The sequence below is a fragment of the Micromonospora sp. NBS 11-29 genome, from assembly GCF_002140155.1.
Classification (GTDB): domain Bacteria; phylum Actinomycetota; class Actinomycetes; order Mycobacteriales; family Micromonosporaceae; genus Micromonospora.
In genome coordinates, this window is sequence record NZ_NAPR01000012.1 from 1 (window position 1) to 25,727 (window position 25,727).

Genomic DNA, 25,727 nt, shown 5'->3' on the forward strand with positions numbered 1-25,727 from the left:
AACCCCCGCCGTTCGGCCGGCGGCTGCTGCTCGCGGACCTGGCCGGCGGCGCCGTGTTCGGCACGGTGACGCTGCTGCTCGGCCTGGTCTTCCTGCGCGTCGTCGACCTCAACCCGCAGGCCCAGCGGTCGCTGGACTGGACGGTGAGCTTCTCCCCGCCGCTGCTCGGGTTCGTCACCGCGCCGGCCGACTCGTGGTTGTGGGGCGAGTCGCACGTCGGCGCCCGCGAGCAACTGTCCTGGCCGCCGGAGATGGCGCTGCTGCCGGGCATGACGCTGATCGGGCTGGCCGCGGCGGGTCTGTTCGTCTCGGCGTACCCGCTGCGGCACCGGGTCACGCTGGGGCTCGGCGTGCTCGGCACGGTGCTGCTGGGCCTGGGCGCCACGCTCGGTGGCGACGGGGATCCCGGCTACCTGACCCTGTCCCGGCTCCTGCCGGGCTGGGACGCGTTGCGCACGCCGGGCCGGATGATGCACTGGACCAGCCTGTTGCTCGCGGTGCTGGCCGCCGGGCTGGTGACGGCGCTGGCCGAGTCGTTCGGCCGGCCGCCGGCCCGCCGCTGGACGCGGGTCGCCGCGCCGCTGGTCCTGCTGCTGCCGCTGGCCATGGTCACCGTGGAGGGGGTCAACCGCACACCCCACCCGGCCGTGCCGCGGCCACCGGCGGCGATGCGGGCGGCACCGGATCCGATCCTGGTGCTGCCGGCCGGCGGCCTGAACGACCTGCACTACATGTTGTGGACGACCGACAGCGGCTTCCCCCGGGTGACCAACGGGCTGGCCGGGTTCGAGCCGGTCAGCCAGGCCCAGACCCGGGCCGCGGTCGCGTCGTTCCCCGACCCGGGCAGCGTGGCGTACCTGCGCGGGATCGGCGTGCGGTCGGTGATGGCCGTGCCGGAGCGCGCGGCGGGGACGCCGTGGGAGGGCATCGAGAACCGGCCCGTCGACGGACTGGGCATCTCGCGGGAGGACATCGATGGTGTGCTGCTCTACCGCTTCTGACCGGGTGCGCGCCGGGCGGGCGGGGTGAGCCGGGTGCGCCTGTCCGTCGTGGTGCCCTGCTTCAACGAGGAGGACTCGGTGGAGCGGCTGCACGAGACCGTCCGCGTCGCGCTCGCCGAGCTTCCCGACCTGGACGTCGAGGTGATCTACGTCGACGACGGCAGCGACGACGGCACCCTCGCGGCGCTGCGCCGGCTCGCCGCCGCCGACCCGGCCGTCTGCTACACGTCGCTGAGCCGGAACTTCGGCAAGGAGGCGGCGATGCTCGCCGGTCTGCGGCGGGCCACCGGCGACGCGGTCGTCATCATGGACGCCGACCTGCAACACCCGCCGCGGCTGCTGCCCGAGATGGTGATGTTGTACCGGCAGGGCTTCGACCAGGTGATCGCCCGCCGGGACCGGCGCGGCGACCGGTTCGTCCGGATGGTCGCCTCGCGGTCCTTCTACCGCATGGTCAACTGGTGGATCGACGTGCGCCTGCTCGACGGCGCGGGTGACTTCCGGCTGCTCTCCCGCCTCGCGGTGGACGCGATCCTGGCGATGCCGGAATACAACCGCTTTTCCAAGGGGCTGTTCTCCTGGATCGGCTTCCGGACGGCGGTGGTGGCCCACCGCAACGAGACCCGGCAGGCGGGGCGGAGCCGGTGGACGTTCGGCAAGCTCTTCAACTACGCGTTCGACGGCCTGCTGTCGTTCAACAACCGACCGCTGCGGCTGGCGATCTACGGCGGCCTGTTCCTCACGTTGATCGCGGTGGCGTACATGGCCTGGGTGGTCGCGGACGCGGTGGAGAAGGGCATCGACGTCCCCGGTTACACCACGATCATCGTCAGCGTGATCGGGCTCGGCGGCATCCAGATGATGATCCTCGGGGTGATCGGGGAGTACATCGGACGCATCTACTACGAGACCAAGCGCCGACCGCACTACCTGGTGCAGGAGACCGAGCAGCTCGTCGGAAAGACCGGCGAGGCGCGCTGACCCGCAGCGCCCCGCCGGCCGCGGCGGGAACGGGCGGTCAGGCCGGTTCGGGCACGCCCCCGGGCTCCCCGTCGTCGGGCATCGGCTCGACCGGCGCCTCCGGCAGCTCGCCGGGGGTGTCCGGGAGCAGCTCTCCGGGGTCGTCCGGCACGGTCTCGCGCGGGTCGAGCGGCGGGTACACCTGGGGGTCGAGGTCGGGGTTCGTCATCCGACAAGTATCCGTCCACCCGCCCGGGAGCGCGCGACGAGCGGCAGCCGGCCGGGGCGGCAACACATCGGCCACCACCTATTGACAAAGTTTGTTTCCAGTCACAGTCTGAGAGAGCGCTCTCTCCCCCGTCCCCGTCCCCCGAGGTGTTCCATGCGTCTCCGAAGAAGGCTGCTCGCCGTCGCGTCCGCCCTGGTCGTCGCGCTGGCCGGCGTACCGCTCGCCACGCCCGCGCACGCGGTCGGCCCGTCCCTGCTGCCGGTCACCGTCACCAACACCACCGGCCGCGCGGACGCCGTCTACCTGTACGTCATCGGCACCAACCTGGCCACCGGCCGCCTCGGTTACGTGAACGCGGCCGGCACGTTCGCGCCCTGGACCGGCGGGCAACTTCCGCCGTCGCCCGCGCCCGACGTCGCCATCCCCGGTCCCGGCAACGGCGGCAGCACCACCATCCGCTTCCCCCGCGGCTTCTCCGGCCGGGTCTACTTCGCCCTCGGCCAGAAACTGAAGTTCTTCCTCACCCCGGACGGTCTCGTCCAGCCCGCGCCGTGGGCGGGCGGCGACGCCAACCGCGACATCCTGTTCGACTGGAGCGAGTTCACCTACAACGACGCCGGACTCTGGCTGAACAGCTCGCAGGTCGACATGTTCGCGGTCCCGCACGCGGTGACCGTGACCGGCGCCAGCGGCGTCACCCGGCGCACCGGCGACGTGGTGGCGAACGGGCGCAACGCGATCATCGACGGCATCCGGGCCCAGTCCGGCTGGGCCAACACCGTCCAGACCCGCTCGGACGGCACCGTGCTGCGCGTGCTGGCCCCGGGCAAGGCGGCCGGCGCCGGCCTGCTCAGCGCCACCTACCTGGACTCGTACATCGCCGCCGCGTGGAACGCGTACACCACGAAGACGCTGACCGTGGCGCCCTTCGGCGACCAGCCGAACGTCCGCTACTACGGCCGGACCTCGGGCACCACCATGACCTTCACCAACGGCAGCGGCCAGGTGGTCGCCTCGTTCAAGCGGCCCTCGTCGGCCAGCGTCTGGGGTTGCGACGGCGACCTGCCCGCACCGAACGACCAGGTCGTCGGCCCGATCTCGCGGACGCTCTGCGCCGCGCTGAACCGGGGCACGCTGGGCACGATCGACACCCAGCCCAGCACCGACGCCGCCGCCTTCTACCGCAACACCCCCACCAACCAGTACGCCCGGCTGATCCACGCCAACATGGCCGACGGCAAGGCGTACGCGTTCGCCTTCGACGACGTCGGCGCGTTCGAGTCCCTGGTGCACGACGGCGACCCCCGCTCCGCCGGACTGATCCTCAGCCCGTTCGGCGGCGGCTCGACCAGCACCGCGACCGCGCTGGTCAGCAACCTGAACAACAAGTGCATCGACGTGCCCAACTCGAACTTCGCCGACCGCGCCCCGCTGCAGATGTGGAACTGCAACAACACCAACGCGCAGAAGTGGACGTTCACCGGCAATGCCGTACGCAGCCAGAACGACAAGTGCATGGACGTCGACGCCGGCTCCACCGCCAACGGCGCGATCGTCCAGCTCTACACCTGCAACGGCACCGGCGCCCAGCAGTTCACCCTCAACTCGGCCGGTGACCTGGTCAACCTCCAGGCCGGCAAGTGTGTCGACATCAAGGACCGCAGCGCGGCCGACGGCGCGCGGCTCCAGTTGTGGGACTGCCAGGGAATCGCCAGCCAGAAGTGGCGCAAGGGCTGACCGCCCGACGTGCCGGCGCGTGACCACCACGGTCCGCGCCGGNCCGGCGGGCCGGCGGCGTTGATCGGGTACGAGGAACAACCATGACGTCGTACCCCGAGGCAGCCATGAGCAACGTGCCCGGCCCCGTCGACCCGGCCCGCCTGCGGGAGGTGCTCGACGGCCCGTGGGCCCCGGTCCGCGAGGCGCACCGCACGCACCTGGACGAGCGCTTCCTGCCGGTGTACGGCGAGACCGGCGACCAGGCCCGCGAACGGATCAGCCGGTTGCTCGCCGACCTCCCGGTCGAGCTGGGCATCGCCTCGGGCTTCCCCACCGAGTACGGCGGCGGCTACGACGTCGGCGGCTCGATCGTGGCCATCGAGATGCTGGCCCAGGTCGACCTGTCGCTGATGGTCAAGGCGGGCGTGCAGTGGGGCCTGTTCGGCGGGGCGGTCGCGGCCCTGGGCACCCGGCGGCACCACGACGCACACCTGCGGGACATCATCTCGGGCCGGACCTTCGGCTGCTTCGCGATGACCGAGACCGGCCACGGCTCCGACGTCCAGCAACTGCGCACCACCTGCGTCTACGACCCGCAGACGCAGACGTTCGACCTGCACACCCCGCACGAGGCGGCCCGCAAGGACTACATCGGCAACGCCGCGCGGGACGGGCGGATGGCGGTGGTCTTCGCCCAGCTCGTCACCGGCGGGCGGCGGCACGGCGTACACGCGTGGCTGGTCCCGATCCGCGACGCGCACGGCAACCCGATGCCCGGCGTGACCATCGGCGACGCCGGCGCCAAGGCCGGCCTGCTCGGCGTCGACAACGGGCGGATCAGCTTCGACCACGTGCGGGTGCCGCGCGACATGCTGCTCGACCGGTACGCGCAGGTGGCGGCGGACGGGACGTACTCCAGCCCGATCGAGAACGACTCCCGGCGCTTCTTCACCATGCTCGGCACCCTGGTCCGTGGCCGGGTGAGCGTGGGAGGCGCCGCCGCGGCCGCCACCAAGGTGGCGCTGACCATCGCGGTGCGCTACGGCGACATCCGCCGCCAGTTCGGCGCCCCCGACGCCGACCGTGAGGTGCTGCTCAACGACTACCTGGCCCACCAGCGCAAGCTGCTGCCCGCGCTGGCCACCACGTACGCGTTGACCTTCGCCCAGACGGAGCTGGTCGCCGCGCTGCGCGAGGTGCAGGGCGGCGACGGGCCGGTGGACGAGCACCGGCAACGGGAGCTGGAGTCCCGGNAAGGCGGCCCAGACCTGGCACGCGACCCGCACCATCCAGATGTGCCGCGAGGCGTGCGGCGGCGCCGGCTACCTGGCGGAGAACCGGCTGCCCGGCCTGAAGGCCGACACCGACGTGTTCACCACGTTCGAGGGCGACAACACGGTGCTGCTGCAACTGGTGGCCAAGGGGCTGCTCACCGGTCACCGGGACGAGTTCGGCTCGCTGGACGGCTGGGGGCGCGCGTCCTTCGTCGCCGAGCAGGTCCGGGAGATGGTGCTCGAACGCACCGCCGCGCGGTCGCTCATCGAGCGGCTGATCGGCGCGGTGCCGGGCCGCGACGAGGAGGTCGCGGTCACCGACCGCGGCTGGCATCTGAAGGTCTTCGAGGACCGCGAGCGGCACCGCCTCGACGGCGCGGTCCGTCGCCTGCGCAACGGCGCGGCCACCAAGAAGGACCGTCCCTTCGACATCTTCAACGACGTCCAGGACCACGTCCTCGCCGTCGCCGCCGCGCACATCGACCGGGTGACCCTGGAGGCGTTCGTCGCCGGCATCGCGGCCACCGCGGACCCGGCGGTCCGGGCGCTGCTCACCCGGGTCTGCGACCTGTACGCGCTCAGTGTCATCGAGGCCGACAAGGGATGGCTGCTGGAGCACGGCCGCCTCACCCCGCCCCGCGCGAAGGCGGTCACCGCCGTGGTCAACGGACTGCTCAAGGAGCTGCGCCCGCACATGCGCACGCTCGTGGACGGGTTCGGTGTCCCGGACGCGTGGCTGCACTGCGCCGTCCTGCGCGAGGAGCCACGCCGGCAGGAGACCATGGCCGCCCACGACGACACTCGATGAACCGGCGACGTAGGGTGGGCCGGGGGCACCGGCGTGGGGAGGTTCGTGGTGGAGTTGCTGTTGTCGACCCGGCCGGGCCGGGGTTGCACCGTCCTCACGGTGCGGGGCGAGCTGGACATGGCGACGTCCCCACGGTTCCGCGAACGCCTGCGGGGCGTGATCGACGCCGGCGAGCGTCAGGTGGTGGTGGACCTGGCCGGCGTGACGTTCATGGACTCCAGNTGCGCCTCGCCGCGGTGCAGCCCACCGTGGGCCGCGTCCTGACGGCCACCTCGGTGAACCGGGTGATCCGCGTGCACGACAGCGTCGAGGCCGCCGAGGCGGACGCGGTGGCCGTGGACGACGCGGTGGGCCGGTAGTCAGTCGGTCAGCGCGGCGCTGGCCCGGGTCTGGTCGGCGCCGGCACTGGTGCGGCGTTCCTCGCTGTGCCCGTCGTGCCAGTCGAGGATCAGCAGGGTGGCGTCGTCGGCCAGCACCGGCCCACTGACGTCGAGCACGGCGTCGGCCAACGCGCGGACCGCCTCACGCGGGTGCAGGTCCGCGACCGACCGGAACAGCGTCGGCAGGTCGAGGTTGGCGGCGTTGCGCTCCCGCATGCCGTCGGTGACCACCACGAGCCGGTCGCCGGGGCGCAGGGTGACCTCACCGGCACGGTAGTCGGCCCCGGCGAACATGCCCAGCGGGAAGTTGCCCGGCAGCGGGATCGGCCGGGTGTCCCCGTCGCGCACCAGCAGCGGCGGCACGTGCCCGGCGTTGAGCAGCGCGCACACGCCGGTGCGCAGGTCGAGCCGGCCGAGCACCGCGGTGAGGTAACTGCCGGGCACGGCGGAGTGTTCGGCCACGTCGGCGTTGGCGGCGTCGGCCTGCTCGACCAGGCCGATGCCGTGCCGGCGGCTCTTGCGCAGGCTGCCCACGCCGAGCGTGGCCGTCAGCGCGCTGGCCACCCCGTGCCCCATCGCGTCGGTGACGCTGAAGTGCAACTCGTGCCGGGCCAGGCTGTAGTCGAAGGTGTCCCCGCCGATGCTGGCCGCGGGTTCGAGCCACCCGGACAGCGTGAACGAACTGCCCTCGCAGGTGAACGAGGCGGGCAGCAGACGGCGCTGGATCTCCGCGGACAGGGTGAACGGGGTCGTCCGCTGCCCCCATTCGTAGAGGTCGGTGTGCCGCCGGTTGGCGATCACCACGAACGCGAGGACGTGCGCGGTCCGGCCGATCTCGTCCAGCGTCCGCGACGCCGGCTCGTCCGGCAGGGTCATCTCGAGCAGGCCGAGCGCCTCGCCCCGGTCGGTCACCGGCGCCAGCACCGTCCAACCGTCACGCTCCGCCACGACCTGCACCGCCTGGGTGCGCAGTGCCTGCTCGGCGGGGCCGCCGTCGAACGGCATCACGGTGGCGACCTCGGTGCCGTCGCGGCGCCCCGCACCGGCGTCACCGAGGGGGACGTGCGCCAGCCGGACCAGCGCCCGGCCGCCGAGGTCCGCGATCAGGAACGCGACGCTTCGCGCCCCCAGCGCCGCGCCGAGTTCCCCGGTGACCGCCTCGACCGCCTCGACCGGCGAGGCGTTCTCCGCCGCGTCCAACAGGCGGGCCATTGTCTGACCCCGATCGTGCTCCACGACCCGAGCCTACGGGACCTGGCCAGGCCCGGCGCGGCGGCGGAGTTCGTGGACCCGCAGCGGGCGGCCGTTGGCGGGGTCGACCGTGTCGCGCTCCGGGGTCATGCCCAGCTTGCGCATGACCCGCTCCGAGGCCACGTTGCCGATCTGGTGCACGCTGACCAACCGGTCCAGTCCCAGCGGCCCGAACGCGTGGTCGCGTACGGCCCGCGCCGCCTCGGTCGCCAGCCCTCGCCCCCAGTGCCGCCGGGCCAGCCGCCAGCCGATCTCGACCGAGGGCAGGATCTCCGGCAGGAAGTCGGGCACCGCGAGCCCCACGAAGCCGGCGAACTCGCCGGTCGGCCGCAGGGTCAGCGCGTACAGGCCGAAGCCGTGCTCGGCCCAGTGCCGCCGGTACGCCGCGACCCGGTCGGCGGTGCGCTGGTGGTCCAGCACCGAACCGTCACCGATCCAGCGCATCACCTCGGGGTCGGCGTTGATCGCCGCCATCTCCGGCACGTCTGCCGTCCGCCACGGCCGCAGCTCCGTCCGGGCGGTCCGCAGGGATGCCGACGAGTCCATGGCGGTGACCGTATCGGGCGTCGGTGCGCCCGGCTCAACCGGTGGCGGTGACATCGTCGTACACGAGGCCGGTGAAGATCTTGTCGATCCGGGCCATGGTGGCGGGGTCGAGCGGCACGCCGGCGGCGCCGGCGTTCTCCCGTAGCTGCTCGGGGCGGGACGCGCCGACCACCGTGGCGGTGACGCCGGGCCGGTTGAGCACCCAGGCGATCGCCAGTTGGGCGGCGGTGAGCCCACGCCGGGCGGCCAGCCGGCCGAACAGTTCGACCCGGTCCAGCACCACGTCGTGCATCAGCGCCGCCATGGTCTCCCGACCGAGGTCCGTGGCGCCCCGGCTGTGTGCCGGCGGGGGCCGGCCCGGCCGGTACTTGTCGGTGAGGATGCCCTGGGCCAGCGGCCAGAACGCCACCACGCCGAGCCCGTGCCGCTGGCAGGCGGGCAGGACCTCGCCCTCCGGCACCCGCCACACCACGTTGTATTGGGGTTGGTTGGCGACCGGCGGCGGGGCGCCGATCTCCTCGGCCACGCGGGCGGCGTCGGTGATCTGGGCGGCGGTCCACTCGCTCACGCCGTAGTGCCGGATGCTGCCGTCGCGCACCAGCTCGGCGAAGGCCGTGATGGTCTCGTGCAGCGGCACCGTGGCGTCGAACCGGTGGGCGCTGAGCAGGTCCAGGTGCGTCACGCCGAGCTGGCGGAGGCTGCGCCGGACGCTGGCCCGGATGTGTTCCCGGGACAGGCCGCCGACGCCGCCGGGATACGGGTGGTACACCTTCGTCGAGATCAGGTAGTCGTCCCGGGGCGTGCCGCGCAGCGCGACGCCGAGCGCCTCCTGCGCGTCCTGGTACGAGTCGGCGGTGTCGAAGAGGTTGATGCCCAGGTCGAGCGCCGTGCGCACCAGCGCGTCCACCGTCTCCTGCCGGTCCCGGGTGGTGGTCAGCCAGCTACCGAGCGCCACCTCGCTGACCGAGAGCGTGCCGAGTGGTCGGTACCTCATGCTGCGGCCTTCCGGGACGGGATCAGACGGCGGCGGACCGCCGGGGACGGGGGCCGCCCGTCCCCGGCAGCCGGCTCAGCCGCGGACCAGGGACGCGTCGGCCGCGTCGATCGCGGAGCGGAACTCGCGCAGCGCCGCCACCGGATCACCGTCGGCGAACAGGCACGAGTTCACCAGGATCGAGTCGAAGCCCTGCCGGGCCGCCGCCACCGCGTGCTCGACCGAGCCGACGCCACCGTCGAGCATGATCGGCACGGTCGCACCGGCCAGGAGCTGGTCCATCTCCTCGCGCCACTGCGGGTCGATGCCCCGCCGCGCGCCGATCGGCGAACCCATCACCCGGACCATGGTGCTGCCCAGCGCGACGCACTCGGCGAGGACCGCCGCGTCCGGGGTGATCAGCGGCCAGACCTCGAAGCCCTCCGCGACCAGGGTGGCCGCCGCCGCCACCACGGCGTCGTTCTGGCTGAGCGTGAAGTCCTCGTCCAGGACCTCCAGCTTGATGATGCGCAGGCCGGTCAGCTCGGCCGCCCGGCGGGTCCGCTCCACGGCCTCCTGCGCCGTGACCGGGTGGTTGATGTTGAGCACCGGCACCACCGGGGAGTCCGCGCCGAGCGAGTCCCGGACCGACCCGAGGGTCGCGGTCGAGTAGCCGATCGGCAGGTCGTCGCCGCGCTCGATCCGGTCGATCGTGTGGGTGTTGACGGCGAGGTAGCGGCATCCGCTGGCGGCGAGCATCGCGACCGCCTGGGCGGTGTCCACGCGGTGCTCGGGTCGGGCGCCGAAGCAGTGAAAGAGTTCCACGGGTCGTCCTCTCAGACAGGGTTGGTGTGACGGGACAAGGACGTGTGGGTGAGCCAGCCCAGGTCGTCGAAGCGCCGGCCGCGTACGGTGTCCCGGAACGCCTCCGCGACGGCCCGGAAGACCGGGCCCCGCGGGTCGGTCCGGTGCCCGTCGACCTCGCTCGCCGGCACCAGCTCGGCGGCCGTGCCGGTCAGGAAGACCTCCTGCGCCCGGCTCAGGTCGGCCGGCTCGACCGGGCCCTCGACCACCTCGATGCCGAGGCGGCGGGCCAGCACCAGCACGGTGTCGCGGGTGATGCCGGCGAGCAGCCCGTCGGCGAGCCACGGGGTCAGCAGCCGGCCGTCGCGGACCAGGAAGACGTTCGCCACGGTGGCCTCGGCCACCCGGCCGGAGACCGGGTCGAGCTGGATCGCGTCGTCGTGACCGGCGGCGACGGCGGCGGTCCGGGCCAGGGCCGACACGACGTACGTGCCGGTGGCCTTGACCTGGGGCGGGAATGAGGTGGCGGCCGGGCGGCGCCACGGTGAGACGGTCAGCCGCACGCCCGCCGGAAGGGTCGTCGTCGCGGGTTCACCGGCCATCGCGTAGACCTCGACCGCGAGCACGAACCGGAACCGGGCCAGGTCGATGCCGAGCCGCTCGTCCGGGGTGTGCAGCACCGGCCGCAGGTACACCTCGTCCGGCCCGCCCGCGCGGGCCGCCGCCAGCACCCGCTCCCGCAGCCGGGGCAGGTCGTAGTCGTGCGGGACGCCCAGTTGCCGGGCCGAGGCGAGCAGCCGCGCCAGGTGGTCGTCGAGCCGGAACACCGCCGGGCCGCGCGACGTGGCGTAGCAGCGGATGCCCTCGAAGACCGCGGTGCCGTGCTGCATGCTGTTGCTGCCGAACGGCAGGCCGGCCGGTCCCGCCGGGTCCCAGACCGTGCGCAGCGAGCTGCCCTGGGCGGTCATCGGCGCACCGTGCGGTCGAGTCCGCCGGCCTCGACGAGCAGGTCCCGCAGCACCCGCGGGTCGGCCAGCACCGACGCGTGTCCGCCGGGCACGGTCGCCACCCGGGAGCCGGGTCCGCCGACCTGCCGCCAGGCCGCCAGCCGGTCGGCGCCGACCAGCGGGTCGTCGCTGCCGGCCAGCGCCAGCACCGGGCAGGCCAACCGCACCGGGGTACGCGGGTGGCTCTCCACCACCGCGCAGTCGGCCCGCCAGATCGGCAGCATCAGGGCGCGCAGCTCGGCCTCGGGCAGCGCGGTCGGCGCCATCACCCCGTTCTCGGCCAGCGCCGCGACGAACTCGTCGTCGGACAGGTGGCCGATCTGCCGGTCGGCGTCCATCAGGTGCGGCGGCGGCGAGCCGGCCACCACCAGGGCGCGACAGCCGGTCCCTGACCGGTCGAGCCGGGCCGCCAGCTCGGTGGCGAGCAGGGCGCCCATGCTGAAGCCGAAGAGCACCAGGTCGGCCGGGTCGGCGCCGGCGTCGATCTCGGCCCGGAGCTGCCGCCACAGGTCGTCGGCGAGCGCCTCGAAGGTGCGGCACGCCGGCTCGCCGTACCGGCCGTCGCGGCCGGGCAGGGTCGGGACGTGGCAGGTCGCCACCTGCCGCAGCTCCCGCAGCACCGGGAGGTAGGTGCCCCGGCCGCCGCCCAGGTGCGGGTAGACGCTGAACCAGGCGGTCAACTCGATCCTCCGGCACGGTCCCGGACCCGCTGCTGCAACGCGCCGAGCTGCCGTACGCACTCGAAGACCTGCTCGTCGGGGAGGCCGAAGTCGACCAGGCACCCGAGTTCGGTCACGCCGGCCGCGACCAGCCGGTCGACCATCGGCAGGGCGGTCTCCACGGTGCCGAAGAGCCCGGACTGCCGCAGGTAACGCTGGATGCCGTGCTCCAGCAGGAGCGCGCGGTCGGCCTCGGTGACCTCCTCCGGGCGCACCCCGACGTCCTGGTTCGCGGCGAACTTCTCGAACAGGTTCAGGTGCGCCGAGAGGTACCGGCCCAGCGGGCCGCGTACCCGCGGCACGACGTCCTCGGCGCGCTCCGCGATGTGGGTGTGCAGCATGCAGGTGACCTGCCGGTCGTCGGCGGTGTGCCCCGCCTCCGCGCGGGCCTGCCGGTACAGCTCGACCTTCCCGGCCACGTCGTCCACGCTCTGTTCGAGCAGCGCGGTCAGCACGTGCTGGTCGAGCGCGCCCGCCGTCCGCCAGGTCTCCGGGTTGCCGGAGCTGGTCAGCCAGGTCTCCAGCGGACGGGCCGGGCGCGGGTACGTCTGCGTCTCGATCATCCGCCCCTGCGGCCCGACCCGCTTGCTGCTGCCGCCGGACCAGAGCGTGCGCAGCTCCGCGAGCTNTCGGCGTGCCAGCCCGACGCGAGCGAGAGCGCCACCCGGCCACGGCTGATCGCGTCGAGCACCCCCCACTCCTCGGCGACCAGGAGCGGGTCGTGCAGCGGCAGCACCACGCTGCCGGCGCGCAGGCCGATCCGGCGGGTCCGGCTGGCGATCGCCGCCAGCAGCACCGCCGGGGCCGGGTACGGCGCGCCGAACGGGTTGAAGTGCCGCTCCGGCACCCACACCGCGTGCAGCCCCAGCTCGTCGGCGAGTTCGGCGCAGCGCAGCACGAGGTCGTACTTGTCGGCCGGCGCGTCGTCGAGGTCGGCGGAGAAGAAGAAGAGGCTGACCGCGAGCGCCGGGCGCGGGCCGGCGGGGCCGGCGNACCGGCCCGGCGGGTTCGGCCGGGGCGGCGGGAGCAGACGGGTCGGCCTGGGCGCGGCGCTGGCGCAGCAGGCGTTCGAGCAGTTCGCGGCGCTCCGGGGAGAGCTGGTCCAGGTTGGGTGCGCTCATCGCTCGTTCGCTCCGTCCAGCTCGGCGAGCCGGGCCGCGACCTCGTCCTCGGAGAGGGCGTCGACCTCGGCCAGCAGGGCGGCCATCTCGGCGTCGTCGCCGGCACCGGCCGGGCCCGCGGCGGCGGGGGCCGGCGCGGCGGGGNCACGAAGCCGCTGCCCTCCAGGTGCGCGGAGAGTCCGGCGACGGTCGGCACCTCGAACAGGACGGTCATCTCCAGGTCGTTCGCGCCGTCGCGGCGCACCTGGGTGATCATCTGCATCGCCAGCAGCGAGTTGCCGTCCAGGTCGAAGAAGCTGTCGTTGAGCCCGATCCGCTCGGTGCCGAGGAGCTGCCGCCAGAGCGCCAGCAGGTAACGCTGGGTGCGGGTGTAGCCGGCGTCCGGCGCCGGTGCGGCGACGACCGGGGCGGCCGGGGCCGACGCGGCGGGCGCCGACGCGGGCGTCGCGGTCCGGGTCGCCGTCGGCGGCGACGGGTCGAGCCAGTGCCGGGTCCGGGCGAACGGGTACGTCGGCAGCGAGAGCCGGGCCCGCTGCTCGCCCGCGTAGTAGCCGCGCGCGTCGAAGCTGCCGCCGGCCAGCCACAGGTCGGTGAGCACGTCGAGCAGGTCGACGGCCTCCTCGGTGTCGCTGGTGTGCAGCACCGGCAGGCAGAGCGCGGTCGACTCGACCGCCCGCACCAGCGCGCTGAGCGACCGGCCGGGCCCGACCTCCAGGAAGACCGAGATGTTCTCCTGCGCCAACGTGCGGACGCCGTCGGCGAACCGCACCGGCTGGCACATCTGGGCCACCCAGTAGTCGGCGCTGGTCGCCTCCTGCGGGGTCAGGTAGGCGCCGGTGACGTTGGAGACGATCGGCACCTCGGGTTCGCGCAGCGTGATCCCGGCCAGCTCGGCGCGCAGCCGGTCGGCCGCCGAGTGCACCAGCGGGGAGTGGAAGGCGTGGCTGACCCGCAGCCGGTTGCTGGTGACACCTTCCTCGCGCAGCGCGGCGGCGAACTCCTCGACCGCCTCCTCCGCGCCGGCCACCACCACCAGCGACGGCGCGTTCTCCGCCGCGACGGTCAGCTCCCGGTCGGCCAAGCGCTGCCGTACCTCGTCGGCGGTGAGGGTGACCGACAGCATCGCGCCCCGGGGGGCCTCGGCCAGCGCCTGTCCGCGCACCGCCACCAGGCCGACCGCGTCGGCCAGGTCGAGCACCCCGGCGAGCACGGCGGCGACCAGCTCGCCGACGCTGTGCCCGAGCATGGCGTACGGGCGGACGCCCAGGTCGATCAGCGTCTGCCCGAGCGCCCACTCGACCGCGAACAGCGCCGGCTGGGTGACCTCGGTCCAGGCCAGCGCCGCCCGGGTGGCGTCGGTGTCCCCCTCGGCCGGGTGCAGCACCGACCGCAGGTCCAGCTCAGTGCGCTTGTCGAACAGCTCCAGCACGGTGTCCAGGTGCCGGGCGAAGATCGGCTCCTGCTGGGCCAGGGTGGCGCCCATTCCGACGCGCTGCGCGCCCTGGCCGGGGAAGAGGAAGACCGGCCGGTCGTTCGGGCGGGCCTGGCCGGTCTTCTGCCGCCGGCTGCCGGTCGCGGAGAGCGCGGAGGAGATGTCCCGGACCGTCCGGCCCAGCACCACCCGCCGGTGCTCCCACTGCTGCCGACCGGTCGACAGCGTGTACGCGACGTCGGCCAGCGCCGCGCCGGAATTCTCCCGGGCCCACCGGCCCAGGTTCCGGCTCATCTCCTCCAACGCCTCCGGCGTACGCGCGGAGAGCTGCACCGCGTGCCGCCGCCGGGCCGAGGGCGTGGTCGGCGCCGGCTCGGGCGCCTCCTGCACCACCACGTGCGCGTTGGTGCCGCCCATCGCCAGCGAGTTGACCGAGGCGAGCAGCGGGCCGTCGGCGTCCAGGTCCTCCAGCGCGGTGGGGATGCGGAACGGGCTGCTCTCCAGCTCCAGCTTCGGGTTCGGCCGGTTGAAGTTGACCACCGGCGGCATCTGGCGGTGCCGCAGGGACTGCACCACCTTGATCAGGCCGGCCACGCCCGCGGCGGCGTCCAGGTGCCCGATGTTCGGCTTCACCGAGCCGAGCCAGGCGTAGTTGCGGTCCGAGGTGGACTGCTGGAAGGCGCGGCTGATCGCGGCGACCTCGATCGGGTCGCCCAGCGGGGTGCCGGTGCCGTGCGCCTCGACCAGGTGGATGTCGCGCGCCGACACCCCGGCCCGTTCGAGCGCCCGCACCACGGCCCGGTGCTGTCCGTCGACGCTCGGCGCGGTGAAGCTCGCCTTCGCCCGGCCGTCGTTGTTGATGGCGGTGCCGCGCAGCACGGCGTGGATCTGGTCGCCGTCGCGCACCGCGTCGGCGTACTTCTTCAGCACGACCGCGCCGGCGCCGTTGCCGACGATGCTGCCGGCGGCGTCGGCGTCGAAGGCGCGGCAGTGGCCGTCGGGCGCGGAGGTGCCGCCCGGGTTGGCGAGGTAGCCGCCGCGCAGCGGCATGCGCACCGACGAGCCGCCGGCCAGGGCGATGTCGCAGTCGCCGTCGAGCAGCGCCCGGGCGGCCAGGTGGATGGCGACCAGCGAGCTCGAACAGGCGGTCTGCACCGCCAGGCTCGGCCCCCGCAGGTCCAGCCGGTGGGAGACGCGCGGCGCGAGGAAGTCCTTGTCGTTGCCGATCATCGTCTGGAGGTCGCCCACCAGCGCCGCCACGTCGTCGCGGTGCGACATGACGTTGTAGAGCATGTACGTGTTCATGGTGCAGCCGGCGTAGACGCCGATCAGGCCGGCGTAGCGACGCGGGTCGTAGGCGGCGTCCTCCAGCGCGTGGTACGCGGTCTCCAGGAAGATCCGGTGCTGCGGGTCCATGATCGACGCCTCGCGGGCCGAGTAGCCGAAGAACGCGGCGTCGAAGCAGTCGGCGTCCTCCAGCGCGCCCGTCGCGGGGACGTAGTGCGGGTTGTCCACCAGCTCGGGCNCTCGCTGAGGTTCAGCCAGTACGCGTCCGTGTCCGCGGCCCCGGGCAGACGCGCGGCCATGCCGATGATCGCGATCGCGTCGGGGTGTTCGTCAAGGGGAGTCATGGCCATGGTCAGTCCTTCTGGTTCGGGGCCAGCGCGGGAGCGGGTGACGACGGACGGGCATCTCGTCGCAGGCCGAGCTGCCCGGCGAGGTCCCGGGGACGGGGGAATTCGAAGAGGTAGTGGACCGGGAAGGTGAGACCGAGGGTGACCTGGAGCAGGTGGTGCACCCGGGTGACCACCAGGGAGTGGGCCCCCACCTCGAAGACGTTCGTGTCCGGCGACAGGGCCGGCAGGGCCAGCGCGTCCGCCCAGACCCGGCAGACCGCCGCCTCCACCTCACGCCGGGTCGCCGAGGCGGGCAGCAGCTCGGTGTACTCCCGCTGCGCCACCTCTCCCAGCCGCGCCTCGTCGAGCTTCCCGTTCGGGGTCGTCGGCAGCTCGTCGACGGTGACCACCTGCTCGGGCACCATGGCCGCCGGCAGCGTCGCCGCGATCCGCGCCAGCAACTCGGCCGGGTCGGGCCGGTCGCCGGTCACGAACGCGACCAGTCGGGGCGGCTGGTCGACCACGAGCGCGGCGGCGGCCGTCACGCCGGGTACCGCCCGCAACGCGAACTCCACCTCGCCGAGTTCGACCCGGAAGCCGCGTACCTTCACCTGGCGGTCGGCCCGGCCCAGCACGACGAAGCCCCCCGCGTCGGGGTCGAGGTAGGCCAGGTCGCCGCTGCGGTAGAACCGCTCCCCCGTGGCCGGGTCGGTCACGAACCGCTCGGCCGTGGTCTCCGGCCGGTGCAGGTAGCCGTCGGCCACCCCGGGGCCGCCGATGAGGATCTTCCCGACGGCGCCCACCGGGACGGGGCGGTCGGCGTCGTCGGTGACCAGGATCCGGCTCGCCGCCGACGGCAGCCCCACCGGCAGCACGGCCGGCAGCTCCGCGTCGGGCACCTCGGGCGGCACCCGGTGGTTCAGGCAGTTGATGGTGGCCTCGGTCGGGCCGTACCCGTTGGCGATCCAGCAGTCCGCCCCGACGACCGTCCGCAGGCCCGCCACCGTGGACCGTTTCACCACCTCGCCGCCGAGCTGGACCAGTCGCAGGTCGGGCAGGCGTTCACCGGCCGCGACGAGCTGCTCGGCGTACGACGGGGTGGTGAACAGGACGGTGACCCGCTCGCGGCGCAGGAACCGGGCGTAGCTGCGGGCGTCGGTCCGGTCCGCGGCGGACGGCACGACCAGGGCGCCGCCGTAGGTCAGCGCGGTCATCAGCTCCTGGAGGCCGAAGTCGAAGCCGAGCGAGAGCGTCTGCGCTATCCGCATCCAGGGGCCGAGCCCCCAGGTGACGCCCTCCCAGGCGAGCAGGTGGGAGAGCTGGTCCTGGCGGATCAGCACGCCCTTCGGCCGGCCGGTCGAGCCGCTGGTGTAGACCGTGAAGGCCGGGGCGTCCGGGGCCGGTTCGGCGGGTCGGTCCGCGCCGTCGGTGGCGTCGTCGGCCGTCGCCGCGTCGAGCAGGACCACCGCCGGCGGTCGGGGCAGCTCCGAGACCAGTCGGGCCGCCCGGTCGGCCAGCGCCGCGGAGGTGAGCAGCAGCCGGGGCGCGCAGTCGGCCAGCATCTCGCGCAGGCGGGCGTCGGGGAACTCCACCGGCAGCGGGAGTACGCCCAGCCCGGCCGACCAGGCGCCGTACATGCCGAGCGTGAAATCGGCCGGCGACGCCAGCAACAGGCCGACCTGCCGGCGGGCCGGCTCGTCGTTCTCCGGGGCGGTGCTCACCGGGTCTCCTCCCCGCGCCGCTGGGCGGCCATCGCCTCGTGCAGGGCCGCGCCGATCCGGTCCATCCGGTCGATGAAGTCCGCGTAGGTCACCGTCCGGCCCGCCTCCACCAGCGCCGGCGCGTCCGGGTCGGTGACGGCGAACGACCGGATGCGGGTCAGCATCGTCGGGTCGAGCGCCGGGGTCTCGACCACACCGAGCTGCCGGGTGAGCCGCTCGTCGGCGGGCGAGAGCACCAGCACGTCCTCGACCCGGGGCGTGTCGGTGGCGCCGGCCGCCCGCAGCATGGCGGCCAGGGTGGCCAGCATCGCCTCGGCGGTACGCGCGGCGAAGAGGTCGGCGGCGTAGTCGAGCGTCACCAGGTAGCCGTCCGGCTGCGGGGTGACCACCAGGTCCAGGTCGTAGCGACAGCTACGCCGGGGCACCGGGACGCTGTGCAGGACGAGACCGTCGAGGTCGAGTTCCGCGGCCTCCCCGTTGATCGTGGGGAGCAGGCCGGGGACCTCCGGCAGCGGGTTCTCCTGGAGGGTGACCAGCGTCTCGACCAGCGGCAGCCGACCGGCGAGCCGGGGTGGGCGCACCGCGTCCACGGCCCGCACCATCGGGTAGAGCCCGTGGTCGAGGCCGCCGAGAAGCTGGTCCCGCAGGTCACCGACCAGCTCGACCAGGGGCTGCTCGGGGCGCACCTCGACGGCGAGCGGCACCGTGTTGGTGCAGAGCCCGCCGACCTCGGCCAGTCGACCGGAGGGCCGGCCGACCACCGGCACGCCCACCACCACGGGGTTCGGTGTGCCGTACCGGTGCAGGCAGACACCCCAGAGCGCGGAGAGCAACGCCATCCGGTCCAGGCCGCCCACCACCGGCAGCTCCGGCACGGTGAGCCGGGCGCGTCCGACCCGCGTGCTGCGCCGGCTGCCGCGGGGCCGGTCGGTGCGCACGTCGAGGGAGGCGGCGCGCGCCGGCAGCCGGTCGCGCAGCATCGCGTCCCGGGCCGTGGCCGCCGGCGAGTCGAGGTACGCCCGCTGCGCCGCCACATAGTCGTCGTACGACCGCGGCGGTTCCCCGTCGGCCGGCCGGCCGGCACGCAGTTCGGCGTAGGCGTGGCGCAGGTCCCGCAGCACCAGGCTCAGCGACCACAGGTCGGTCACCGCGTGGTGCACGACGATCTGGTAGACCTCACGGCTCGCCGACCGCCACCGGTGCAGCCGCACCAGCGGCCCCTCGTCGAGCCGGAACGGCACCGTGGCGGCGTATCCGAGCTGCTCGTCGAGCTGCTCGTCGCGGACCGGGACGGGGGCCAGCGCCAGCGCCTCGGCGAGCTGGTCCGGCGCCACCGGGACACGCCGCTGCCGGTTGCCCTCGGTGACGATGCGGACGCCCAGCTCGGGCTGCCGCCGGATGGCCGCGCGCAACGCGCGGTGGAAGAGCGTGGCGTCCACCGACGGGTCGAGCCGCCAGGCGAACGAGATGGTGTACTCGTCGCTGTCCGGGTTGAGCATCTGGAGGAACGCCAGCGACTCCTGGGCCTTGGAGAGCTGCCCGGCGACCTCCGTCGCCGTCGACGGGTCGCCGGCCACGGTCGAGGTCGCCGGCTCGCCCAGCCGCGCGGTCAGGTCCGCCAGGCTCGCGCCCTCCAGCAACTCCCGGACCGGCACGTCGGCGCCGAACTCCCGGTGCATCAGCTCGGAGACGTGCAGCGCGTTGAGCGAGTCCATCCCGTAGCTGGCCAGCGGCTCGTCGTCCCGCTCGATCGGGTGGTCGAGCACCGCCTCCACGCCGCGCCGCAGCCGGTCCGCCCGGCCCGCCCCGTCGGAACGGCCAGCGGCGGCCGGGCCGGCGGCGGTGGGTGGGGCGTAGTCGCCGTCGGCGTACCGGCGGGCCACCTCGGCGCGGCGGAGCTTGCCGCTGGTCGTGCGGGGCACGGTCCCGGGCCGGACGCCGACCAGGTCGACCAGCGTCACGCCGAAGCCGGCGGTGACCGCCACGGCGAGCCGCCGCCGGTCGTCGTCGGTCAGGCCGCGCCCGCGGGCCTCGCCGACGAGGACCACGCCACGCCCGGCCGGGTCGGCGAACGCCACCACCCCGCCGGCGCGCAGCGTCGGCACCGTCTCCACGGCCGTCCGCTCCAGGTCCTGCGGGTAGAGGTTGCGCCCGCGCAGCACGATGAGGTCCTTCACCCGGCCGGTGACGTGCAGTTCGCCGTCGGTCAGGAAGCCGAGGTCGCCGGTACGCAGCCAGGTGCCGGACCGGCCCGCCACCTCGGCGCCGAACACCGCCGCGGAGACCTCCGGCCGTCCCCAGTAGCCGGCCGCGACGCTGGGGCCGCTGACCAGGATCTCGCCGACCCGACCGTCCGGCAGCGGCGTGTCGCCGTCGACCACGGCGACCTCGCAGCCGTACGGCACGCCGCAGGAGACCACCTCGGTGCCGTCGGCGGCGGCACGGGTACGGGGTCCGACGCCCGGCGGCACCGAGGTCACCAGCAGCGTCGCCTCGGCCAGCCCGTAACAGGGGATGAACGCCTCCCGCCGGAAGCCGGCCGGGGCGAGCAGCTCGGCGAAGCGGTCCAGGGTCGCGGCGGAGACCGGCTCCGCGCCGCTGTACGCCTTGCGCCAGCCGGCGAGGTCGAGCCCGGCCGCGGGCGCCCGGTCCAGCGCCTTGAGCACCAGGTCGTACGCGAAGTTCGGCGCGCCGCTGGTGGTGATGCCGTACTCGCCGATGGCGCGCAACCAGCCGACCGGGTTGCGGATGAAGTCCGTCGGCGCGGCCAGGTACGCCGGGATGCCGGCGTGCACGGGGTGCAGCAGGTTACCGATCAGGCCCATGTCGTGGTACGCCGGCAGCCAGCTCAGCACGACCGCGCTGTCGTCGTGCGCGAAGGCGTGGGCGATCGACCGGAGGTTGGCGACCAGGTTGCCGTGGGTGACCACCACGCCCTTCGGCGCGCCGGTGGAGCCGGAGGTGTACTGGAGGAAGGCGGGTGCCGCCGGGTCGACCGGCTCCGGCGCGGCCGGCGCGTCGCCCGGTCGCCAGTCGGCGGGAATGCCGAGCACCCGGGTGGCCAGCTCGGCCAGCGTCGCGTCGGAGGTCCAGGCGAGCGAGGCGCCGCTGTCCTCGACGATCCGGCGTACCGTGCGGGCGCCGTGCTCGCTGTCCAGCACCGGGTAGACCGGCACCGGCACCCGGCCGGCGTGCAGGCAGCCGAGGAAGGCGGTGACGAAGCCGAGGCCGGGCGGGTGCACCAGCAGCACCCGGTCGCCGGGCGCGGTGCTCGCCCGCAGCCGGGCGCCGACCCGCGCGGCGGCGTCGTCCAGTTCGGCGTACGTCAACGCGCCGGTCGGCCGGGCCAGGTCCCCCAGCCAGGTCAGCGCCGTCCGGTCCCCTCGGGTGCGGGCGTGCGTCCGCAGGGCCCCGATCAGGTCGGGCGCGGCGGCGTTCACCGCCGCCCCCGCGTCGTCACCGACTCGGACGCGATCGTCGGGCCCGCACCGGGAAGTCCGGCGGGGCGCGGCGGCCGGGGCGTGCCGGCGGGCAGGTCGAACATGCCGGCACGCTAACGCCCACCGGTTCGCGTCGGGTTACGCGACGACGGGCAGCCGCGCCCGGCCGGTGGTCATCCGGCGGCGGGGGTGGCGTCCATCCACTCGGCCAGGCTGCGGGGCCGCATGTCGGTCCAGTTCGCCTCGACGTGCTCCAGGCACTCCTGCCGGCCGGACGGGCCGTGCCGCACCTCCCAGCCGGCGGGCACCGCCATCGCGGCGGGCCACAGCGAGTACTGGTGTTCGTCGTTGCGCACCACCAGGTAGGTGCCGTCCGGGTCCTCGAACGGGTTGCTCATCGCTCCTCCTCATCGGGGTCGGTCCGGGCCGCGAGGGCCCGGGCGATCGTCGGTCCCATGGTCGCCAGCGCCGCCGGTTCCAGCAGTCGCCAGTGGTCGGTCGCCACCTCGTGGACGTCGACGTCGCCGGTGAGGTACGGCCGCCACGACGTCACGTCCGGCCCGGTCACCGGCGCGGTGGCCCGGAACAGCAGCAGGTCGCCGTCGAAGCGGGGCGGGACGTACCCGCGCAGCAGCCGGTGGTGCCGGTCGACCAACCGTTCGACGAGCGCCGCGTCCCGGTCGTCGACGCCGTCGAACTGCCGGGTCTCCCGGCGCAGCCAGGCGACCAGGTCGGCGCCGACGCCAGCCTCGCCGTCGCCCGGGTCACCGTCGCGGGGGCCGGTCGGGCCGGCGGGCGGTGGGTAGCCGTCGACGGCCACGAGCAGGCCGACCTCTTCGCCGTCGGCCCGCAACCGGCAGGCCAGCCCGTGCGCCAGCACCGCGCCGAAGGAGAACCCCACCAGGTGGTACGGCCCGTGCGGCCGGTGCCGGCGGATGTCCGCGAGGTGCCGCTGGACCAGCGCCTCGATGCTCTGCGGCAGGTCGTCGCCGGAGAGCGCCGGGGCTTGGAGGGCGTAGACCGGCCGCTGTTCGCCCAGGTGGCGCAGCAGCCCGGCGTAGCCCCAGCCGAGGCCGGTGACCGGGGGCAGGCAGAACAGCGGCTCCCGGACGCCGGTGGCACGCAGCGCCAGCACCGGGTCCAGGCCGGCGGCCGGAGCGCCCCGCACCAGCCGGTCGGCCAGGCTGGCGACGGTGGCCCCGTCGAACACGTCGCCCAGGCCGAGGTCCGCCCCGAGCACGTCGCGTACCCGGGCGACCAGCCGGATGGCCAGCAGCGAGTGCCCGCCGAGGTCGAAGAAGTTCTGGTCCACGCCCACCTCGGGGCGCTCCAGCAGCTCGGCGAAGATGCGCCGCAGCGCCTCCTCGGTCGGTGAGCCGGCCGGGCGGCCGGTCGCCGAGGACTCCGGCGGGGGCGGCAGCGCGTCCCGGTCCAGCTTGCCGTTCGGGTTGAGCGGCAGCCGGTCCAGCGGCACGACGACGGCCGGCACCATGTACGACGGCAGCAGCTCGGCCAGGTGCCGGCGCAGCGTATCCGGGTCGATCGCGGCGTCGGGGCGGGGCACGGCGTACCCGATCAGGCTGCGCTCCCCCCGGTACCGCGCGGGCACGACCACGGCCCGCAGCACCGCCGGGTGCGTGGCCAGCGCGGCCTCGATCTCGCCCGGTTCGATGCGGAAGCCCCGGATCTTGGTCTGCTCGTCGGCCCGGCCGGCGAACTCCAGCACCCCGTCGGTGCGCCAGCGCCCCAGGTCGCCGGTGCGGTACATCCGCTCGCCCGGGTGCCGCGGGTCCGGCACGAAACGCTGGGCGGTCTGCGCCGGCTGCCCGAGGTAGCCCCGGGCCAGCCCGACCCCGGCGAGGTAGATCTCGCCGGTGACCCCCGGCGGCACCGGTGCCAGGTGCGGGTCGAGGACGTACACCCGGGTGTTGTCGAGTGGACGGCCGATCGGCACGGCGGCCGGCACCGGTTCGCCGGCGGGCAGCCGGTGCCCGGTGATCACGAAGGTGGCCTCGGTCGGCCCGTACAGGTTGGTGATCGCGGCGTGCGGCGCGTGCTCGCGTACCGTGCGCAGGGCCGCCGGGGACGCGGCGTCGCCGCCGGTCCAGATCTCGGTGAGCCCGGCGAACGCCGCCGGCCGCTCGTCGGCGAGCAGCGCGAACAGCCCGGCGGAGAGGTCGGCGGCGGTGACCGCCGGGTCGGCCAGCGCCCGGTGCAGCGCGTCGACGTCGAGCGGGCCGGCGGGCGCGACGACCACGGTCGCGCCGTTGAGCAGCGGCACCCAGGTCTCGTGCACGGACAGGTCGAAGGCGTACGGCGAGTGCATCAGCATGCCGTCGCCGGGTCCGGTCCGCCAGGACGGGTCGGCCACCCGGTCGAGCACGGCGCGGTGCGAGACCCCGACGCCCTTCGGCCGGCCGGTCGAGCCGGAGGTGTACATGACGTAGGCCAGGGCGTCGGGGTGCGCGTCGCGCGTCGGCGGCGCGTCGTCGCCGGCCGCACCGGGCGCGTCGTCGTCCACCACCAGCACCGGCACCTCGACCCGCAGGTCGAGCGCCTGGCTGGCCTCGTCGACCAGCACCAGGGCCGCCCCGGAGTCGGCCACCACCGCGGCCATCCGGGACACCGGCGCACCGGTGTGCAGCGGCACGTACGCGCCCCCGGCCTTGAGCACGGCCAGGCTGGTGACCAGGATCTGCGGCGAGCGTTGGTGCAGGACGGCGACGCGGGTCTCGGCGCCGACCCCGGCCCGGCGGAGCCGGTGCGCGAGCCGGTTGGCCCGCCGGTCCAGCTCGGCATAGCTCGTCGTCCATTCACCGGCCCGGACGGCGACCGCCTCGGGCTGGCGCCGGGTCAGTTCGTGGAGCGCCGCCGGGATCGACCGGTGCCGGGGTGCGGCACGGGTCGCCCCGTGCGCCCAGGTCACCAGCGCCCGGTGCCGCTCGTCGGCGGTGAGCGGGTCGAGCCGGCCGATCGGCACGTCCGGCGTGTCGACGGCGGCGCGCAGCAGCCGCACCAGGCGTTCGACCAGGACGGTCACCGTGTCCCGATCGAAGAGGTCGGCGGAGTATTCCACCACGCCGTCGACGCGCTCCGGCCCGCCGTCGCGGCCGGGCCGTACGGTCAGGCTGAACGCCAGGTCCAGCCGGGCGGTGGCGGTGTCGACCGGCACCGGCTCGGCCCACAGGTCGGCGAAGCGCAGCCGGTCGCCGTCGCTGTAGAGCAGGTTCAGCATGACCTGGAACAGGGGTTGGCGGGCGGCGGCGCGGGCCGGGTTGAGCTGCTCCACCAGCAGTTCGAACGGGATGTCGTCGTGGGCGTACGCCGCCCGGTCTGAGTCCCGGACCCGGTGCAGCACCTGCCGGAAGGTCGGGTCGCCGGAGAGGTCGGTCCGCAGGACCAGCGTGTTGACCAGGAACCCGACGAGGTCGTCCAGCGCCGGTTCGGCGCGTCCGGCCACCGGGGCGCCGATCGGGATGTCCGTGCCGGCGCCGAGGCGGTGCAGCAGGGTCGCCAGCGCCGCCTGGAGCACCATGTAAAGCGTGCCGCCGGTGCGGCGGGCCAGCTCGCCGGCGGCCCGGCACAGCTCGGCGTCGATCTCGACCGGGACCACGCCGCCCCGGTGGCTGGCGTGCGCCGGGCGCGGCCGGTCGACCGGGAGCGGCAGCTCCTGCGGCAGGTCCCGCAGCGCGTCCCGCCAGAACGTGAGCTGTCGGCCGGCCCGGCTCCGCGGGTCGTCGACCGGGCCGAGCAGCCGCCGCTGCCAGAGCGTGTAGTCGGCGTACTGGACCGCCAGGGGCGGCGTCACCGGGGCGACGCCCGTGCTCCGGGCCGCGTACCCGTCGGCCAGGTCGCGCAGCAGGCACGGCACGGACCAGCCGTCGGCGGCGATGTGGTGCACCAGCAGCAGCAACACCCACTCGTCCGGGCCGGCGGTGAGGAGGGCGGCCGCCACGGGCGGCTCGGCCGCCAGGTCGAAGACCTGTCGGGCGGCACGGTCGAGGGCCGCGCGCAGCCCGTCCGGGTCGACCCGGACCACCCGCAGGCCGGGTGCCGCCGCCGGGTCCAGCACGAGCTGGCTCGGCTCGTCGCCGACGAGGCGGTACACGGTGCGCAGGATCTCGTGCCGGCTCAGCAGGTCGCGCCAGGCGGCGTCCAGCGCGTCCGGGTCGGGCGGCGCGGAGAACCGCAACGCGATGGGCATGTTGTAGGTGGCGCCGCCGCCCTCCAGCCGGTCGAGGAACCAGAGCCGGCGCTGCGCGTACGACATGGGTAGCACGGCCGGGCGCGGCCCGCTGCGCAGCGGCGGCCGGGCGGTCGTGCCGGCGGGTTGCCGGCGGGCCAGGGCCGCCGGGGTGGGTGCCTCGAAGACGTCGCGGACGGTCAGCTCGACGCCGGCCTGCCGACGCAGTTCGCCGAGCAGCCGGATCACCAGCAGGGAGTGTCCGCCGAGGTCGAAGAAGCCGTCGTCCACACCGACCGTGTCGAGCCCGAGCGTCTCGGCGAAGAGGGCGCAGAACATCGCCTCCTGCGGGGACCTCGGTGGGCGTCCGCCGACCGGCGTCGGGGCGGTCGGCGCCGGTAGCGCCCGGCGGTCCACCTTGCCGGTGGGGGTCAGCGGCAGCCCGTCCAGCACCACCAGCGTCCCGGGCACCATGTACGCGGGCAGCCGCCGGGCGAGGTGGTCGCGGATGTCGTCGGTGGCAGGGTGGCCGCCGGTGGGGAC

At 74.6% G+C, this 25,727-nt stretch carries 15 protein-coding genes and 3 pseudogenes; 5 read left to right on the forward strand and 13 right to left on the reverse strand.

Annotated features, from left to right (window positions below; genetic code table 11):
* Both B1205_RS14840 and B1205_RS14845 read left to right on the forward strand, forming a co-directional pair.
* Window positions 1–1,001: pseudogene (locus tag B1205_RS14840) on the forward strand (hypothetical protein); the annotation flags it as partial.
* Between the two features lie 33 nt (window positions 1,002–1,034).
* A complete protein-coding gene (locus B1205_RS14845) occupies window positions 1,035–1,982 on the forward strand; it encodes a glycosyltransferase family 2 protein (protein ID WP_254909959.1) in 948 nt (315 codons plus the stop codon).
* 37 nt (window positions 1,983–2,019) lie between these two features.
* Here B1205_RS14845 and B1205_RS29730 read toward each other — a convergent pair whose 3' ends face one another.
* Window positions 2,020–2,190 (reverse strand): hypothetical protein, encoded by a 171-nt coding sequence (locus tag B1205_RS29730; protein WP_176308607.1) that lies wholly within the window; start codon window positions 2,188–2,190, stop codon window positions 2,020–2,022.
* 153 nt (window positions 2,191–2,343) lie between these two features.
* Here B1205_RS29730 and B1205_RS14850 point away from each other — a divergent pair, with 153 nt between their 5' ends.
* From B1205_RS14850 to B1205_RS14860, 3 genes and pseudogenes are all read left to right on the forward strand, one after another.
* Window positions 2,344–3,927, forward strand: coding sequence for a glycoside hydrolase family 64 protein (locus B1205_RS14850; RefSeq protein ID WP_089156165.1), 1,584 nt, complete (start codon window positions 2,344–2,346; stop codon window positions 3,925–3,927).
* A 107-nt stretch (window positions 3,928–4,034) separates the two neighbouring features.
* A pseudogene (locus B1205_RS14855) lies at window positions 4,035–5,991 on the forward strand (acyl-CoA dehydrogenase family protein).
* 117 nt (window positions 5,992–6,108) lie between these two features.
* Window positions 6,109–6,255 carry an STAS domain-containing protein gene (locus B1205_RS14860; protein WP_441338503.1) on the forward strand — a complete coding sequence of 49 codons (147 nt, stop codon included), beginning with the start codon at window positions 6,109–6,111 and terminating at the stop codon, window positions 6,253–6,255.
* Between the two features lie 95 nt (window positions 6,256–6,350).
* Here the strand turns inward: B1205_RS14860 and B1205_RS14865 are convergent, their stop codons facing one another.
* The 12 genes and pseudogenes from B1205_RS14865 to B1205_RS14920 all read right to left on the reverse strand — a co-directional run.
* Window positions 6,351–7,583, reverse strand: coding sequence for a PP2C family protein-serine/threonine phosphatase (locus B1205_RS14865; RefSeq protein ID WP_089156166.1), 1,233 nt, complete (start codon window positions 7,581–7,583; stop codon window positions 6,351–6,353).
* Between the two features lie 33 nt (window positions 7,584–7,616).
* Window positions 7,617–8,168, reverse strand: coding sequence for a GNAT family N-acetyltransferase (locus tag B1205_RS14870; protein WP_089156167.1), 552 nt, complete (start codon window positions 8,166–8,168; stop codon window positions 7,617–7,619).
* A 34-nt stretch (window positions 8,169–8,202) separates the two neighbouring features.
* Window positions 8,203–9,162 (reverse strand): aldo/keto reductase, encoded by a 960-nt coding sequence (locus B1205_RS14875; protein ID WP_089156168.1) that lies wholly within the window; start codon window positions 9,160–9,162, stop codon window positions 8,203–8,205.
* 75 nt (window positions 9,163–9,237) lie between these two features.
* Window positions 9,238–9,966 (reverse strand): hypothetical protein, encoded by a 729-nt coding sequence (locus B1205_RS14880; RefSeq protein WP_089156169.1) that lies wholly within the window; start codon window positions 9,964–9,966, stop codon window positions 9,238–9,240.
* Between the two features lie 11 nt (window positions 9,967–9,977).
* Window positions 9,978–10,913 carry an aminotransferase class IV gene (locus tag B1205_RS14885; protein WP_089156170.1) on the reverse strand — a complete coding sequence of 312 codons (936 nt, stop codon included), beginning with the start codon at window positions 10,911–10,913 and terminating at the stop codon, window positions 9,978–9,980.
* Window positions 10,910–12,343 (reverse strand): thioesterase II family protein, encoded by a 1,434-nt coding sequence (locus tag B1205_RS32950; RefSeq protein ID WP_369597294.1) that lies wholly within the window; start codon window positions 12,341–12,343, stop codon window positions 10,910–10,912. Before B1205_RS32950 ends, B1205_RS14885 begins: the two co-directional genes overlap by 4 nt.
* The gene (locus tag B1205_RS32955) at window positions 12,231–12,569 is read right to left on the reverse strand and encodes an LLM class flavin-dependent oxidoreductase (RefSeq protein WP_369597295.1); all 339 of its coding nucleotides are present in this window, start codon (window positions 12,567–12,569) and stop codon (window positions 12,231–12,233) included. Before B1205_RS32955 ends, B1205_RS32950 begins: the two co-directional genes overlap by 113 nt.
* A gap of 398 nt (window positions 12,570–12,967) precedes the next feature.
* Window positions 12,968–15,861: pseudogene (locus tag B1205_RS32960) on the reverse strand (beta-ketoacyl synthase N-terminal-like domain-containing protein); the annotation flags it as partial.
* Window positions 15,862–15,863: 2 nt separating this feature from the next.
* Complete coding sequence (locus tag B1205_RS14905) at window positions 15,864–17,561, reverse strand: non-ribosomal peptide synthetase (RefSeq protein ID WP_089156172.1); 1,698 nt, start codon at window positions 17,559–17,561, stop codon at window positions 15,864–15,866.
* The gene (locus B1205_RS14910) at window positions 17,558–21,001 is read right to left on the reverse strand and encodes an AMP-binding protein (RefSeq protein ID WP_089156173.1); all 3,444 of its coding nucleotides are present in this window, start codon (window positions 20,999–21,001) and stop codon (window positions 17,558–17,560) included. The genes B1205_RS14905 and B1205_RS14910 overlap by 4 nt, the downstream gene beginning before the upstream one ends.
* 173 nt (window positions 21,002–21,174) lie before the next feature.
* Window positions 21,175–21,399: an MbtH family protein gene (locus B1205_RS14915; protein ID WP_089156174.1), complete on the reverse strand. Its 225-nt coding sequence runs from the start codon at window positions 21,397–21,399 to the stop codon at window positions 21,175–21,177.
* Window positions 21,396–25,727, reverse strand: a 4,332-nt coding sequence (locus B1205_RS14920; RefSeq protein WP_176308609.1) for an amino acid adenylation domain-containing protein, incomplete at its 5' end; no start/stop codon positions are given. The genes B1205_RS14915 and B1205_RS14920, both read right to left, overlap by 4 nt.

Bases quoted from the DNA above. Each gene is read 5' to 3' on its own strand.
- B1205_RS14870 (WP_089156167.1), bottom strand. From the start codon at position 8,168: ATGGACTCGTCGGCATCCCTGCGGACCGCCCGGACGGAGCTGCGGCCG.
- B1205_RS29730 (WP_176308607.1), bottom strand. From the start codon at position 2,190: ATGACGAACCCCGACCTCGACCCCCAGGTGTACCCGCCGCTCGACCCG.
- B1205_RS14875 (WP_089156168.1), bottom strand. From the start codon at position 9,162: ATGAGGTACCGACCACTCGGCACGCTCTCGGTCAGCGAGGTGGCGCTC.
- B1205_RS14865 (WP_089156166.1), bottom strand. From the start codon at position 7,583: ATGGCCCGCCTGTTGGACGCGGCGGAGAACGCCTCGCCGGTCGAGGCG.
- B1205_RS14850 (WP_089156165.1), top strand. From the start codon at position 2,344: ATGCGTCTCCGAAGAAGGCTGCTCGCCGTCGCGTCCGCCCTGGTCGTC.
- B1205_RS14915 (WP_089156174.1), bottom strand. From the start codon at position 21,399: ATGAGCAACCCGTTCGAGGACCCGGACGGCACCTACCTGGTGGTGCGC.
- B1205_RS14885 (WP_089156170.1), bottom strand. From the start codon at position 10,913: ATGACCGCCCAGGGCAGCTCGCTGCGCACGGTCTGGGACCCGGCGGGA.